At 58.5% G+C, this 13,777-nt stretch carries 12 protein-coding genes; 4 read left to right on the top strand and 8 right to left on the bottom strand.

Annotated features, from left to right (window positions below; all coding sequences use genetic code 11):
- Positions 1 to 20: 20 nt before the first annotated feature.
- From BWI76_RS03950 to BWI76_RS03940, 3 genes are all read right to left on the bottom strand, one after another.
- Positions 21 to 2,786 carry a sigma 54-interacting transcriptional regulator gene (locus BWI76_RS03950; RefSeq protein WP_004134212.1) on the bottom strand — a complete coding sequence of 922 codons (2,766 nt, stop codon included), beginning with the start codon at positions 2,784 to 2,786 and terminating at the stop codon, positions 21 to 23.
- Positions 2,787 to 2,922: 136 nt separating this feature from the next.
- A complete protein-coding gene (locus tag BWI76_RS03945) occupies positions 2,923 to 4,368 on the bottom strand; it encodes a tagaturonate reductase (RefSeq protein ID WP_004134211.1) in 1,446 nt (481 codons plus the stop codon).
- A gap of 11 nt (positions 4,369 to 4,379) precedes the next feature.
- Positions 4,380 to 5,402 (bottom strand): zinc-binding alcohol dehydrogenase family protein, encoded by a 1,023-nt coding sequence (locus BWI76_RS03940; protein WP_004134210.1) that lies wholly within the window; start codon positions 5,400 to 5,402, stop codon positions 4,380 to 4,382.
- Positions 5,403 to 5,541: 139 nt separating this feature from the next.
- Between BWI76_RS03940 and BWI76_RS03935 the strand changes: the two genes are divergently transcribed.
- Both BWI76_RS03935 and BWI76_RS03930 read left to right on the top strand, forming a co-directional pair.
- Positions 5,542 to 6,456: a GntR family transcriptional regulator gene (locus BWI76_RS03935; RefSeq protein WP_004134209.1), complete on the top strand. Its 915-nt coding sequence runs from the start codon at positions 5,542 to 5,544 to the stop codon at positions 6,454 to 6,456.
- A gap of 179 nt (positions 6,457 to 6,635) precedes the next feature.
- The gene (locus BWI76_RS03930; RefSeq protein WP_004134208.1) at positions 6,636 to 7,997 is read left to right on the top strand and encodes an MFS transporter; all 1,362 of its coding nucleotides are present in this window, start codon (positions 6,636 to 6,638) and stop codon (positions 7,995 to 7,997) included.
- Between the two features lie 3 nt (positions 7,998 to 8,000).
- Here the strand turns inward: BWI76_RS03930 and BWI76_RS03925 are convergent, their stop codons facing one another.
- Complete coding sequence (locus tag BWI76_RS03925) at positions 8,001 to 8,837, bottom strand: GNAT family N-acetyltransferase (protein ID WP_004134207.1); 837 nt, start codon at positions 8,835 to 8,837, stop codon at positions 8,001 to 8,003.
- Between the two features lie 32 nt (positions 8,838 to 8,869).
- On the opposite strand from BWI76_RS03925, the gene BWI76_RS03920 reads away from it, so the two are divergent.
- Both BWI76_RS03920 and BWI76_RS03915 read left to right on the top strand, forming a co-directional pair.
- The gene (locus BWI76_RS03920) at positions 8,870 to 9,403 is read left to right on the top strand and encodes a GNAT family N-acetyltransferase (RefSeq protein ID WP_004134206.1); all 534 of its coding nucleotides are present in this window, start codon (positions 8,870 to 8,872) and stop codon (positions 9,401 to 9,403) included.
- A 70-nt stretch (positions 9,404 to 9,473) separates the two neighbouring features.
- Positions 9,474 to 10,337: a MurR/RpiR family transcriptional regulator gene (locus tag BWI76_RS03915; protein WP_004134204.1), complete on the top strand. Its 864-nt coding sequence runs from the start codon at positions 9,474 to 9,476 to the stop codon at positions 10,335 to 10,337.
- On the opposite strand, the gene BWI76_RS03910 is transcribed toward BWI76_RS03915, so the two are convergent.
- The 4 genes from BWI76_RS03910 to BWI76_RS03895 all read right to left on the bottom strand — a co-directional run bounded on the left by BWI76_RS03910 (position 10,334) and on the right by BWI76_RS03895 (position 13,774).
- Positions 10,334 to 10,936: a 2-dehydro-3-deoxy-6-phosphogalactonate aldolase gene (locus BWI76_RS03910; protein ID WP_024360417.1), complete on the bottom strand. Its 603-nt coding sequence runs from the start codon at positions 10,934 to 10,936 to the stop codon at positions 10,334 to 10,336. The genes BWI76_RS03915 and BWI76_RS03910 overlap by 4 nt on opposite strands.
- Complete coding sequence (locus BWI76_RS03905) at positions 10,923 to 11,795, bottom strand: 2-dehydro-3-deoxygalactonokinase (RefSeq protein ID WP_064371496.1); 873 nt, start codon at positions 11,793 to 11,795, stop codon at positions 10,923 to 10,925. The genes BWI76_RS03910 and BWI76_RS03905 overlap by 14 nt, the downstream gene beginning before the upstream one ends.
- Positions 11,792 to 13,279 carry a sodium:solute symporter family protein gene (locus BWI76_RS03900; RefSeq protein ID WP_004134200.1) on the bottom strand — a complete coding sequence of 496 codons (1,488 nt, stop codon included), beginning with the start codon at positions 13,277 to 13,279 and terminating at the stop codon, positions 11,792 to 11,794. Before BWI76_RS03900 ends, BWI76_RS03905 begins: the two co-directional genes overlap by 4 nt.
- A gap of 102 nt (positions 13,280 to 13,381) precedes the next feature.
- Positions 13,382 to 13,774, bottom strand: coding sequence for a RidA family protein (locus BWI76_RS03895; protein ID WP_004134199.1), 393 nt, complete (start codon positions 13,772 to 13,774; stop codon positions 13,382 to 13,384).
- Positions 13,775 to 13,777 lie beyond the last annotated feature (3 nt).

Here is a 13,777-nt window from a genome sequence, read left to right as displayed (position 1 = left end):
GGACGAACGGAGGAAGGGAACTAAAACTCTTGATCTTCCTGAATAAATTCTGTTTCCCGCGTCAGGATATCGTGAATGTAATACAGCTCCACGGCGGGGATTTTGACACTATATCCGCTCTCAATGACACTAAAGGCCTCGCGCAGAATAACCAGCTCGCTCTCCGGACACTGCCTTCCGGAATAATGGGATGGCGACGCGTTGCGGATCAGGCGCTCAATCAGACAGCTGATATGCACGTACAGCGCCACCTTGCGATCGTTGGGCACGTCGCAGCCGGCCAGATGCTCATAGCGCAGTAAAAACTGCTCGACCTGATTGATCACTTTACCGGTATCAAGGATCGTCACCGACTCGATCACCCGGCGCAGCGAGAAATTTTTCAGGATCAGGTTATTGATCTCGCTGACCTGTTCAGAGGAGGCCAGCTCGCCGAAGATACGCATCAGCGGGCGGCTCCCCTGGCCGGAAATCAGCGAATCCAGCGAGATCCACGGCAGATCGGCAAGATGCGGATCGAGAGTACCGACGATAGCCAGCACCTCGTAGCGGCTGAGCATCGGCTCCCGCCGCGCGGGATCGGCGAGCGTGTCCACATCGCAGGCCACAATATCGATGCCGAGCGCTTCGGGAATACTGGCTTTTAACAGCGCCGACAGATTCGCCGCCGCCCCCAGGCCGGTGGCGCAGGTCGTGAGAATCGCCCGCGGTTTGTCCGCCTGCGGATAATAGAGCTGATGCTCAACCGCGAGGTCATCGCCAATCTCACGGACAATATCTTCCAGCATATCGCCCTGCAAAATCCGCTCCCCGACGTACATCGCCATCCCGGTCGAGACGTTATTAATAATCGCCACCGGCGTAGTCAGACGGCGGTTAAAGTGGCTGTGAATGGCGTTCAGCGATCCCATATCGACCAGGATGATCAGCCCGGAGGCCAGCGCGTGGCTCTCGATATAGGCCATCACCTGGTCGGCGATAGCCTCCGGCGTCACGTCGAGCGGCATATCGAATGACTCAAACAGCTGGCTTTTCAGCAACCGGTTCGCCACGTTGGCGATGCTGCTGGCGGTGGCGTAGCCGTGGGCGAGAACGATCGCCCGGGTAACCTGCTGCTGGCTGATGGCGCCGTTTTTCTGTAACCACAGCACCAGCAGCAGCAGATCAATGCGCCGGGGTTCAATATCCAGCTTCAGCGCCAGCGCGGCGAGGATCTCTTCACAAAAGCGATACAGCAGCGGAAACTTTTGCGCCAGGAAATCCTCCAGCTGGCGGCTTTTCTCGTTGCTCATGGTGGAGTGCGCCTGACGAGAGCGATGTATCAGGTAGTGGCTAAGGGCATAAATACAGTTGCCGTTAAACTGGATATTGAAGCGCTTTTCAAGGCGATAAAACTCTTCCCGCGCCTGATGAGTCAGCAGCAGCAGCAGATGCGAACTATTAGCATCGTGATTATCGAAAATCAGCCGATCGAAGAGGGTTTCAATCTCCTCGCCCATGCTTTTTTGCGCCTCTTCCCAGACCGTTTTTTTACTTAATACCGCTTCATATAGCGCCAGAACGCGGCACTGAGTATCGTAGATCAGCCCCTGAACCGGATCGCGCGCGCGCAGCAGCCAGACCAGACTGGTCTGCGGTTCGATAAGCAGCGGCTCCTGCTGGCCCATCGGTTCGCTGAGCGCTGGCGTCGCGGCCATGATATTTTCCGGCAGATCGTGCAGCGTGACGTTAAGCATCTCGCTGCCCGGACACCTGGCCCAGGCCGACGCAACGGCGTACTTCACCACATTCTTCAGCTCACCGACGTTACCGCGATAAACATAGTGCGTCAGCACCTGTAGCAGCCGGGGCGTCAGCTGCAGCCGGGCGGCCAACGTGCGCGCCTCCTGCCAGAAAAACTGCAGCGTTAACGCTTCTTTTTCGTGGCGGCTGCGGTTTTGTAAATCAGGCAGGCTAACGAGGATCGGAATACGGCGAATAAAGGTGGTCAGAAAAGTGCTGTGAATATCTTCGGTAGTGGCAAACACCAGCCGCAGAGAAATCGGCATCCCCTGCGCCGTTTCCCCCACCCGATAGATCTCCTTGCGATCCAGCCAGGTGAAGAGCTTCTCCTGCCCCTGCGCATCCAGACGATGGACTTCATCGAGAAACAGCACGCCGCCGTTTGCCGCCTCAAAGGCCCCGGCTTTATCCCCCTGCGCGCCGGTAAACGCGCCTTTAACGTAGCCAAACAGGTTGGCGGCCAGCAGCTCCGGGTTACTGGCGTACTGGGCGCAGTTGAAGCTGACAAAGGGCGCATCGGGCGCCAGCAGTCCCTGGGCGATGGCAAACTCGTGCATCAGCTCCGCCATATAGCTCTTACCGGTACCGCTGTCGCCGGTAATCAGCAGCGGTAGGCCGCCGTTAGGATAAAACAGCGCGGTTTTCATCTGTTCGATAGGCTTGCGCAGGCTGCCGTCATGGCCGGTCAGCAATGAGAAATGATCCGCCTGCTCCGGCTGTCGGTCGCTCTCCGCCAGCAGCTCCGCCATGCTGACGTACTCGCTGCGCGAAAGAGGGAAAAACTGCTGGCAGAAGGCGGCCTTATGCAGAAAATAGACCGGCCGGGTATTGATCTTCACCAGCACATCCTGGGCCACCAGTTGATTCAGGTAGTGGCTGGCGGTGTTTCTTTGCATCGCAAAACGCCCGGCGAGATAGCTGGCGGTAAAGACCTCGCTCAGATTATCCGGATCAAAAAAATCGGTCTGATTTTGCAGAAAAGCCAACAGTTCCGTTTTACGCATCGCATCCCCCCTCTTCGCCTGTCAGGGGCTTATGATGCGGGAAATCCGCCAGGCGTTGGCGCTTAATTCATTTTTTGCGGTTCAGAGCACAAAAAAAAACGACGCCCAAATCCGCGGGCGCCGCACAACAAACCGACTACAGCCGCGACAGGGCCTCCCGCATCCCCGCGCTCAAAATCACTTCCAGATACCGCGTGACCTGTTCGGCAAGCCCCGGTATTGCCGTCAGATCCTCACCCCAGTGCGCGGTATCCTGCAAAACCTCCGTCACCAGCTCCCCCAGCGGGCGGCCCTGGGCCACCTGTGCCCACCCTTCGGCAAAACGAGTTAACCAGACGTCATCATCCTGTAACGGATACGTCTGCCCGTCACGCTGGCCGCGGTAGAAGGCGATAAGCGCCGCCAGGGCGAAGGTTAAGCGCGGCGGAATGACGCCATGCTGGCGGGTATTCGCCAGCAGCTGCGGCAGGATCCGGGTGCGAAACTTGGTCATCCCGTTCAGGGCGATGGAGAGCAGCTGATGGCGGATAAACGGGTTGAGAAAGCGTCCGGTAACGGCATCAGCAAACTGGCGTAGCTCATCGGCGGGCAAATCCAGCGCCGGGATAATCTCCTCGTCGATGGTTTGCTGCACATAGTGGCGAATGGCTTCGTCGCGCATCGCTTCGCCGACGGTATCCACGCCGCACAGCCACGCCACCGGGACCAGCGCGGTGTGCGCGCCGTTAAGAATGGCGACTTTGCGCTCTTTGTAGGGCCGGATATCCTCTACGATATGAATATTGAGCGGGCAGCGGTCAAGCCGCAGCTTTTCCGCCAGCGCCCGCGGTCCCTGGATAACGAACAGCCAGAAATATTCGGCGGTATCGAGGAAAGCATCATGGTAGCCCAGCTCCGCCTCCAGCTTTTCTGCTTCATCACGCGGGTAGCCGGTGACGATGCGGTCAACTAGCGTTGAACAAAACGTATTGGCGGTCTCAACCCAGTCGCGAAAAGCCGCGGGCAATTGCCACTCTTCGGCGTAGCGCAGCACCAGCGCCTTCAGCGCTTCGCCGTTGTAGTCAATCAGCTCACACGGGATAATCGTCCAGCCCTTATCCGCTGCGCCGTTGAAATGGCGGAACCGTTCGAGCAGCAGCTGGGCCAGCTTCGCCGGGAAACTCACCGGCGGCTTATCGTCAGGCCGGTCTCCGGCGTGATAGCTGATGCCCGCTTCGGTGGTATTTGAAAATACGAACGCGATCGCCGGATTTCGAGCCAGCGCCAGATAGCCGGCAAAATCCTGCCAGGGGTTAATTTCATTGTTTACGGAGCGAATAATCCGCGCCTCGCTCACCGCCTCGCCGCGTTCGTCCAGCCCGCGGATCACCGTGGTGTAGAGTCCGTCCTGGGTATTGAGCGACGGCGGAAACTCAGTGTTGATCGGGCGAACGATGGTTACGCCTGCCGCCAGATCGGTTTTCTCATTCAACAGATCCAGCTGCCAGTCGATAAACGCCCGCAGGAAGTTGCCCTCGCCGAACTGAATCGCGCGCGTCGGGTACTGCGGCCCGGGAAAATCTTGTCTGTTTAACGATTTCATGAGTTTACCTGCTAAAAATGAATGACGCCTTTGATCAGCTGGCGATTATTAATCACTTCGCTTTCGTAAATGTCCGCCAGCGATCTGAAATCGTAACGGTGGGTCAGCATCATCCTGGCGGTGATTTTCCCCTCGGCCATCAGCCGCCCGACTTTGGCAAAATCCTCTTCCGTCGCATTGCGGCTGCCCATCATGGTGGTCTCTTTCTTATGAAATTCCGGGTCTGAGAACTGCAGTTCACCTTTAAACAGGCCAACGAATATGATGCTGCCGCCGTGGCGGATTAAATTCACCGTGTTGTTCATCGCATGCTGATTCCCGGTGGCGTCGATCACTTTTTGCGCCAGAGAACCGCCGAAGGCTGCGCACAGCTGTTCGATAAACTGCGGGTCGGAAGGATCGAGGGTGCTCAGGCCGAGATGCTGCGCCACGTGTTCGCGCCGCGCTGGACTGGTGTCCGCCACCACCACCTGCGCCCCGTCGGCTTTGGCGATAGCCGCCGCCCCAAGGCCGATGGGGCCCGCGCCAACCACCAGCACCTGCTCTCCCGCCCGGATAGCGGCGCGACGCACCGCGTGGGCGCTGATGGCGAAGGGTTCAATCAGCGCCGCGGCTTCCGGCTCGACGTCATCCACCACCAGCAGATTTTTGACCGGCACGCTGAGGTACTCGCTAAACCCGCCGTCCCGATGCACGCCGATAACGGAAATCTTCTCGCAGCAGTTTGTCCGGCCGCTCAGGCAGGCCGGACACTGGCGGCAGGCGACGTAGGGAATGACGGCAACCTGCTGGCCGCTTTTCAGATTAAGAATATTTTTACCAAGCCCGATTATCTCGCCGCATATTTCATGACCAAGAACGCGCGGATAGCTAAAAAAAGGTTGATTGCCGCCCCATGCGTGAATATCCGTGCCACAAATCCCCACCGTTTTTATTTTAATGAGAACCTCATCGTCACCGGGAATGGGAATCTGGCGTTTTTCCCAGTGAAATTTTTTGGGTTCTTGACACACTAGCGTATTCATCGACGTCATAATAATTGCCTCCGTATTTGTTGGCTTAGATATCGATGAAAAACAGAGGTGAGAATAAATTCATTGCAAAAATTGTGAAATCTCGCGCACAAAACTGTTTTAAATCCGGCTTTAATAGCGAAAAAACAGGAAACCTATTATGAGCCGCTCGCAAAATCTTCGTCACAACGTCATTAACCAGGTCATTAACGATATGGCGCGCGGCTTTCTCCCCTCGCCGCTACCCTCACAAAGCGCGCTGGCGGAGATGTACAACATCAGCCGCACCACCGTGCGCCACATCCTCAGCCACTTATGCGAGCGCGGCGTGCTGCACCAGGTCAAGCAGGATTACCAGATCCTCCGCCAGCCGGAGGTGCAGGACGGCTTCGATGGCGCCAGCGCCTCGCTGGCCGAACAGAATCGTCTCTTCGAACAGGCGTTTTTCACCATGATCAACCAGCGCCAACTGCGCGCCGGGGAGATGTTCTCCGAACTACAGCTGGCGCGGGCGGCGGGCGTCAGCCCGGTGGTGGTCAGAGAGTTTTTGTTGAAATTCAGCCGCTACAACCTGATTGAAAGCGAAAAGCGCGGCCAGTGGAACATGAAGAAGTTTGAGTTATCCTGGGCCGAGCAGTTGTTCGAACTGCGGGAAATGCTGGAAACCCACGCGCTTCAGCACTTCCTCAACCTGCCGGATAACGACGCCCGCTGGCTGCAGGCCAGAACCCTGCTTGAGCGCCATCGCGCCCTGCGGGACAGCATCGGCGACAGCTTTCGTATGTTTTCGCAGCTCGATCGCGACTTTCATACGCTGCTGCTGTCCGCTGCGGAAAATATATTTTTTAATCAATCACTTGAAATTATTTCCGTGATCTTCCACTTTCACTATCAGTGGGATGAAAGCGATCTTAAACAGCGCAATATCATCGCCATTGATGAACATATGACCATCCTCAGCGCCCTCATCTGCCGCAGCGATCTGGACGCCAACCTGGCGCTGCGTAACCACCTGAACTCGGCGAAGCAATCGATGATTAACTCGCTCAAACAGAGCGAATCCCTGGCTCATTAAGTACCGATTAAAAACAGAAAATGATTATCAGCAGCACAAATCTCAAAACATAAACCAATGCCGTAAAAAAGGTTATTTATGCTGAAAACAAGTCGACTTACTTTACTGTGAAATAGGTGGGTGGTGTTTAAACCATTCGATGTCACTTGTCGTTCAAATAGAATAGCCAGGAGTCAGGCGTGGAACAACAAAATATAACTATCGACCCGCAGACAACCTTTAAAAAAGGGAAAGCGGAGACGATTTCAGTTCCGTTAGATAATACGTTAACGCGTAGCACTCGCATTAAAAAAATTCAGACAACGGCAATGATCCTGTTATTTCTTGCGGCGGTAATCAACTACCTCGACAGAAGTTCATTGTCCGTCGCGAACTTAACGATTCGCGAGGAGTTGGGGCTGAGCGCCACCGAAATCGGGGCGCTGCTGTCCGTTTTCTCGCTGGCCTACGGTATCGCCCAGCTCCCCTGCGGGCCGCTGCTGGACCGTAAAGGTCCGCGCATCATGCTCGGGCTGGGTATGTTTTTCTGGTCGCTGTTTCAGGCGGTCTCCGGAATGGTGCACAGCTTTACCCAGTTCGTGCTGGTGCGTATCGGCATGGGGATCGGCGAAGCGCCGATGAACCCCTGCGGCGTCAAGGTGATCAACGACTGGTTTAATATTAAAGAGCGCGGCCGCCCGATGGGTTTCTTTAACGCCGCGTCGACCATTGGCGTCGCCATCAGCCCGCCGATCCTGGCCGCCATGATGCTGATGATGGGCTGGCGCGGGATGTTTATCACCATCGGCTTGCTGGGGATCTTCGTCGCTATCGGCTGGTATATGCTCTATCGCAACCGGGAGGATATCGCTCTCACCGCCGATGAGCAGGCCTACCTTAACGCCGGGAGCGTCAACGTTCGCCGCGACCCGCTAAGCTTTGCCGAATGGCGCAGCCTGTTTAAAAACAAAACCATGTGGGGAATGATGCTGGGCTTCAGCGGCATCAACTATACCGCATGGCTGTATCTGGCCTGGCTGCCGGGCTACCTGCAAACGGCATATAACCTCGATCTGAAAAGTACCGGTTTTATGGCCGCCATTCCTTTCCTGTTCGGCGCCGCCGGGATGCTCATCAACGGCTACGTCACCGACTGGCTGGTCAAAGGCGGCATGGCGCCGATCAAAAGCCGCAAAATTTGCATTATTGCCGGGATGTTCTGCTCCGCCGCCTTTACCCTTGTTGTGCCGCAGGCCACCACCTCTATCGTCGCGGTGCTGTTAATCGGTATGGCGCTGTTCTGCATCCACTTTGCCGGCACCTCCTGCTGGGGATTGATTCACGTCGCGGTGGCCTCAAGGATGACCGCGTCCGTCGGCAGCATCCAGAACTTCGCCAGCTTTATCTGCGCCTCCTTTGCGCCGGTGGTGACCGGGTTTATCGTCGATACCACCCATTCATTCCAGCTGGCGCTAATTATCTGCGGCTGCGTGACCGCCCTCGGCGCGCTGGCCTATATTTTCCTGGTCCGACAGCCGATTAGCGACCCGCGTAACGGCTGAATCTTAACGCCCTGCCGACGGCAGGGCGCTCAAGGCCGCACTCATCTCATACTGTTTTAATGCCATGGGCGTATAGCCGGCGGCGTGAAACAGCGGCGTAAAGCGCTCCGGGATGGTCACCGACGTCCCGAGGCCGGGAAAGCGTTGGGCGAGCGCCCTCAACATTTCCTGTCCCAGCCCGCGCCCGCGGGCGGCGGGATCGACCCATAAAAACTGCAGCTGCGGCCTGCTGGATAAGGTCGCCAGCACGGCGAAAGCCTGCTGATGAAGGCTCAACGCCCGGCACGGGAGGGTGCTGAAGGTTAGCGGGTCCATCAGCCACGGCAGCTGGCCGTTAATCTCGGCGCCGGCCCTGCGCGTCAGCGCCAGCACGTCATACTCCTGCAATACGGATGACTCCCCGCTCGCGGCCTGCGCGCTCAGATAGCCGCACAGCCCGTGCCGCACCTCGAAGCCCAGCGATTGATACAGCGCCACCGCGGCATGGTTGTCGCGGATAACCTCCAGCCACATCCGCCGTACGCCCTGCGCGCGCAGCGCGTCGATAAGCGGCGTCATCAGCCGGCGGCCAACGCCCTTTCCGCGATACGCGGGCCGCACCGCGAACGCCGCCAGCCGGGCTTCATCGCCGCGTCGGGCGACGACCGCCATCGCGGCGGGGACATCACCATCCAGCCAGACGCGAGAATCCAGCAGGCTCAGCCCTTCGGCGCTAAAACGCTGGACAAAAACCTCCACCGACAGCGTGACGGGAACGAGATAATCTTCGAAACAGTCGCAGAGGATCGTCGTCAGCTGCTCAATGCTGAACTGGGTGGCGGGAACGGCGGTAAGCTCCATACATTTCTCCCGGAGGCTGCTATGCTGAGGTGATGAAAACTAACACTATAACCGCCGCCGCGACGTTACGCCTGACTGAGGAGAACGATATTCCCCTCCTGCCTGCGATTGAGCGCTCGGCGGCCCAGGCTTTTCGCCAGATCCCGGCGCTGGCATGGCTGGCGGAAAGCGATGTGATAAGCCCCGAGCGTCACCGGCTGTTTCTCGAAACGGACCACAGCCTGCTGGCCGTAGCCGATGAACACCCGATCGGCTTCGTGCTGACCGAACCGCTGGACGATGCGCTGTTTATCGTGGAGATCGCCGTCCATCAGGCGTGGCAGGGGCGAGGCGTTGGCCGCATGATGCTGGAGCAGGTTATAGCGACAGCCCGTCAGGCGGCGTATCCGGCGGTCACGCTCACCACCTTCCGCGACGTGCCGTGGAACGCGCCGTTCTACACGCGCCTCGGATTTTCAATGCTGAACGAGCTAAGGCTACCGGCAGGGCTGGCGGCGAAAAGAGATCTGGAGACGGAACACGGGCTAGCGCCGGAAACGCGCTGCGCCATGCGCTTAGCGCTGTAGCCTTCGTCGCTGCTTTCAGCGTCTGAATATGGTACAAAGTATCATTCCAAATTAACCCGTTGATACCCGTATGTCCTCGCCAATCGATATCATTTCCTGCATTACCGATCGCTTTGTTGAACTGACGGCGACCGAAAAGCGCATCGCGCAGTTTATTCTCGATGATGTCGCGGCGGCGGCGGCGCTGCCCATCGCGGAGATGGCGCGTCTGACCCATACCAGCCAGGCCTCGGTCACCCGCTTTGCCCGGGCGCTGGGCTGCAAAGACGTCCGCGAGCTGAAGATGAAGCTCGCGCAATCCCTCGCGGTCGGGCAGCGGTTTATCCTCGATGTGCCGGACCTTGAAGGCGTACAGGGGATCTACGAGTCGATCATCGGCGTGCTGGAGACCAACCGGCGGGCGCTGGATCTTGAGGCGCTGAAGCGTGCGGTGAGCTGGCTGAGCGACGCGCGGCAGATCCTCGCCCTCGGCATGGGCGGCGGCTCCACCATCTGCGCCCAGGAGATCCAGTATCGCCTGTTTCGCCTCGGCCTGCCGGTGGTCAGCCAGAATGACGGTCTGCTGGTGCGTATGATGAGCTCGGCGGTAACGCCAAAGGATGTGGTTATCGTGCTGTCCTTAGGCGGCTATACCCAGGAAATCATTGAAAGCGCGGCGATTGCCAGCCAGTACGGCGCGAAGGTGATTGCGATTACCCCTGCCGGAACGCCGCTGGCGGAACAGGCGGATCTGGTGCTGCCGCTGCTGGTGCGCGAAAACGACTATATCTTCAAGCCCAGCACTTCGCGCTATGCGATGCTGGCGATGGTTGACGTGCTGGCCACCGAGCTGGCGATGGCCAACAAGACCCAGGCAAAAGGCAGACTGCGCCGCATTAAGCTGGCGCTCGACAGCCACCGCGGCGGCGTCGACCGGCAGCCGCTGGGCGATTAACCGCAGCGGGCGGCGGCGATAAACCTCTCCGCCTGCTGACGGGTACGCTCCACGGCCTGCCCGGCGCGATAAAGATCGCTTCCCAGACCGGCGCCGGCGCACCCCGCCCGCACCCAGCTCGCCAGATTCTCCGGCGTCACGCCGCCGACCGCCAGCACCGGTACCTCCGGCGGCAGCACCGCTTTCAGCGCCCGAATGTAGTCCGGGCCGAATGCGGAAGACGGGAAAATCTTCAGCCACTGCGCCCCGGCGTCCAGCGCGCTAAACGCCTCGGTCGCCGTGGCGCATCCGGCGCAGACCCGCATTCCGCGCGCCACCGCCCGGCGAATCACCTCCGGCTGAGTATTCGGCGTCACGATAAGCTTCGCCCCGGCGTCGGCCAGAAAATCGACCTGTTCAACCTTAAGCACCGTGCCCGCGCCAATCATCGCCTGTTCGCCAAAGCGCGCGACCATCTGCGGAATGCTCTGCCGCCAGTCCGGTGAATTAAGCGGGATTTCAATATAGCGGAAGCCCGCGCCCACCAGCGTCGCAATATGCTCCGCCGCCTCAGCGGGGCGGATGCCGCGTAAAATCGCCACCAGTTTAATCTTGTCCATGCATTATCCTCGCCATGCCGTTCAGCAATGCCTCATCGCCGCTGCAGCGCTTTACCGTCATTCCACGCGCCCTCATCGCCCGACTGTAGCGGGCGTTCAGCGCCGGGTCGCCGACCAGCGTGACGGTAGAGGGGCGGTAACGCTGGCCCATGACCGCCACCTCCGCGCCAATCAGCAGGCCGGAGAGATAGTCGCTGACCGAGGTCGCCGCCAGCGCCCCGAGTACCCTGGCGGCCCTGGCGACAAACAGTTCGCTCACCAACGACGGCTGCGCCAGCCCTTTTTCCAGCCCCCGCTCAAACGCCGCCTCGTCCGGCTGCTGGGCCGGTAGCCCTTTGCCGAGCAGCGACTGCGTCATCAGCAGATGATGCAGTTCCCCGGTCATCGCCGTGACAAAATGGCGCACCGCGCCGTCCTCCATCTGCACCCATTTACAGTGGGTGCCCGGCAGCACGTAACACTCCGCCGGCGCCAGCTGCCAGGCCCCCAGCAGCTGCGTCTCTTCGCCGCGCATCACGTTGTAATCCCCGGCCTGGTCCATCTTGAGGCCGGGAATAATCCACACGTCTTCGGCCACGGCGCAAAGCTGCTGCCCCGGCGCGTCAATCGCCGCCGGGCAGGCAAGATAGGGCACCGCCTGCCAGCCGGCATCACTGCCGATCATCCCGGCCATCAGCACCGGCAGCGTCGCCGCGCCGCGCCAGGGCGCCAAATGCTCCTCGAATACGTCGGCGGGCGCCCGCCCGTTCAGGCGGGTGATGCCCAGCGGCAGCTGCTTCGTTTCGACGCACTGGCCGTTGCGAATCAGCCAGCCGCGCAGCTGGGTGGAGCCCCAGTCGACGGCAATATAGTCCCTCATTGCGCTTCTCCTGAGGCCTGCGCCACCGCCGTTTTCGCCGGCGCCGCCTGCCCTTCCCGCTCCAGGGTAATCATCTCCAGCGCTTGCTGACGGCTGATTTTGCTGGCAGGCGTCATTAACGTGACAAAAACAGCGGAAACGAAGCTGCCGACGACCGACGGTATGCACGGGTTGCCCCAGTAAGCCAGCCAGTCGGCCTTAATCAGAACCACAATAGAGACCAGCATGCCGCTCAGCAGCGCGGTTAACGCGCCCTGCCAGTTAAAGCGCAGCCAGAAGCGGCCCAGAATCGAGCAGACGAACAGCCCGGACATCAGCATCGAGATCATTTTGGTGATATAGCTGATGATATCGTTCGAGGTCAGGGCGAAGATCATCGCCAGGCCGATAACAAACGCCAGCATCCAGCGCGACAGCGTAATGGCTTTATCTGCCGGGGGCATTTTCCCGGTAACGAGGGTATAAACATCGCGCATCATAATAGCGACGGCGGCTATCGCATCGGAGCTGGCCGAAGACATGGTGGCGGAAAGCCCGGCAATCAGCACCACCAGCCCCAGCATCGCCGGCAGGAAGCTGGTCGCGAACAGGAAGGCGTAATTGCTGTTCTCCAGATGGGGGTTCATCGTCCATGCCGCCATGCCGATAATCGCCGGTAGCACCGAGAAAAACAGATACAGCACGCCGGTATAGACAAACGAGCGGCGCACCGAAGAGACGTCTTTCCCCGAGTAGATACGCTGACGATAGGAAGGGGTCGCCAGTACGCCGACGCCGATGACCATCGCCAGCGATAGCGCTGGCATCACCCCGAGCTTGTCAACGGCAAACAGGCTCATCGCCTTAGGATCCATCGCCTGAACAATGGCATCCCATCCCCCCACGTGAACCACGGCCAGAATCGCCATCAGAATAAAACCGAAAAACAGAATTAATGCCTGAATGGTATCCGTCCACACCACCGCAGAATAACCGCCAATAATCACGTAAATCGCAAACGCCAGAGCGATAATAATTTTTGCCAGCGTCAGATTTATTCCTGTGGCCCAGGATAAATACATGCTGCCGCCGAGAATATGCGCCCCCAGCCAGCCAATCGAAGCAATAAATATCATTATGCCGACGATATTTTTAATTAAATGGCTGCCGCCGGTATAATACGACAGCTCCTCGCTCATGGTCATAAAACGGAGTTTACGCACCGGCGCAAACAGCCAGGCCACCAGCAGAATACCGATCGCCCCGCCCACGCCGTACAGCATGCCGGCCCAGCCGTTGCTGTAGCCGAAGCCTACGGCGCCCATGCTTGAACCGGTTCCCACCATGGTCGCCACGGTGGAACCCAGCGTCAGAAAAAGCGGTAAGGAACGGCCGCCGAGTAAAAAATCTTCACCGCTTTTTTGATTACGCGACACGTACCAGCCAAGCCAAATCATGGCCAACGCGTAAATAATAAAGCCGACTAAAAAGATATGACTATTCATAATTCACATCCTGCCAGTTGAGTAGGTAAAAGGTAAAAGGCTACGGAGCGCTGAATGAATTCAGCGCTCAAAATTCTGTTTATATTTCTGATGAATAAATTTTTATACGCGAGCCGCGTTATAACAGGTCACATCCACTTCGACTTTACAATCCACCACCAGGTCCGCGACGCAGCAGATACGGGCAGGCGGGTTGTCGGCAAAGAACTCGCGGAACACTTTATTGAACGACTGAAAATAGCGCGAATCGGTGAGGATCACTTTGACATGCACCACGTCGGCCAGGCTGTAGCCCGCTTCGTTCATGATATCCACGCAGTTCTGAATCGCCAGCCGCGACTGCTCGACAATCCCGCCCTCCACCACTTCACCATCCTTCATCGGCGTCTGACCGGAGACATACAGCCAGCCTCCCGCCTCCACCGCGCGCGCGAACGGCAGATGCTGCCCGCCAGTCCCGGTACCGCCTTCCACGCCATAACGTTTAATACTCATCTT

The organism is Klebsiella sp. M5al (assembly GCF_002090195.1).
GTDB lineage: Bacteria > Pseudomonadota > Gammaproteobacteria > Enterobacterales > Enterobacteriaceae > Klebsiella > Klebsiella grimontii.
This window is presented reverse-complemented; position numbering and strand designations above follow the sequence as displayed.

Excerpts from the sequence above, each read along its gene's own strand:
- BWI76_RS03920 (WP_004134206.1), top strand. The coding sequence starts at position 8,870 with ATGAAAACTAACACTATAACCGCCGCCGCGACGTTACGCCTGACTGAG.
- BWI76_RS03940 (WP_004134210.1), bottom strand. The coding sequence starts at position 5,402 with ATGACGTCGATGAATACGCTAGTGTGTCAAGAACCCAAAAAATTTCAC.
- BWI76_RS03935 (WP_004134209.1), top strand. The coding sequence starts at position 5,542 with ATGAGCCGCTCGCAAAATCTTCGTCACAACGTCATTAACCAGGTCATT.
- BWI76_RS03905 (WP_064371496.1), bottom strand. The coding sequence starts at position 11,795 with ATGAGGGACTATATTGCCGTCGACTGGGGCTCCACCCAGCTGCGCGGC.
- BWI76_RS03925 (WP_004134207.1), bottom strand. The coding sequence starts at position 8,837 with ATGGAGCTTACCGCCGTTCCCGCCACCCAGTTCAGCATTGAGCAGCTG.
- BWI76_RS03915 (WP_004134204.1), top strand. The coding sequence starts at position 9,474 with ATGTCCTCGCCAATCGATATCATTTCCTGCATTACCGATCGCTTTGTT.
- BWI76_RS03945 (WP_004134211.1), bottom strand. The coding sequence starts at position 4,368 with ATGAAATCGTTAAACAGACAAGATTTTCCCGGGCCGCAGTACCCGACG.
- BWI76_RS03910 (WP_024360417.1), bottom strand. The coding sequence starts at position 10,936 with ATGGACAAGATTAAACTGGTGGCGATTTTACGCGGCATCCGCCCCGCT.
- BWI76_RS03895 (WP_004134199.1), bottom strand. The coding sequence starts at position 13,774 with ATGAGTATTAAACGTTATGGCGTGGAAGGCGGTACCGGGACTGGCGGG.
- BWI76_RS03950 (WP_004134212.1), bottom strand. The coding sequence starts at position 2,786 with ATGCGTAAAACGGAACTGTTGGCTTTTCTGCAAAATCAGACCGATTTT.
- BWI76_RS03900 (WP_004134200.1), bottom strand. The coding sequence starts at position 13,279 with ATGAATAGTCATATCTTTTTAGTCGGCTTTATTATTTACGCGTTGGCC.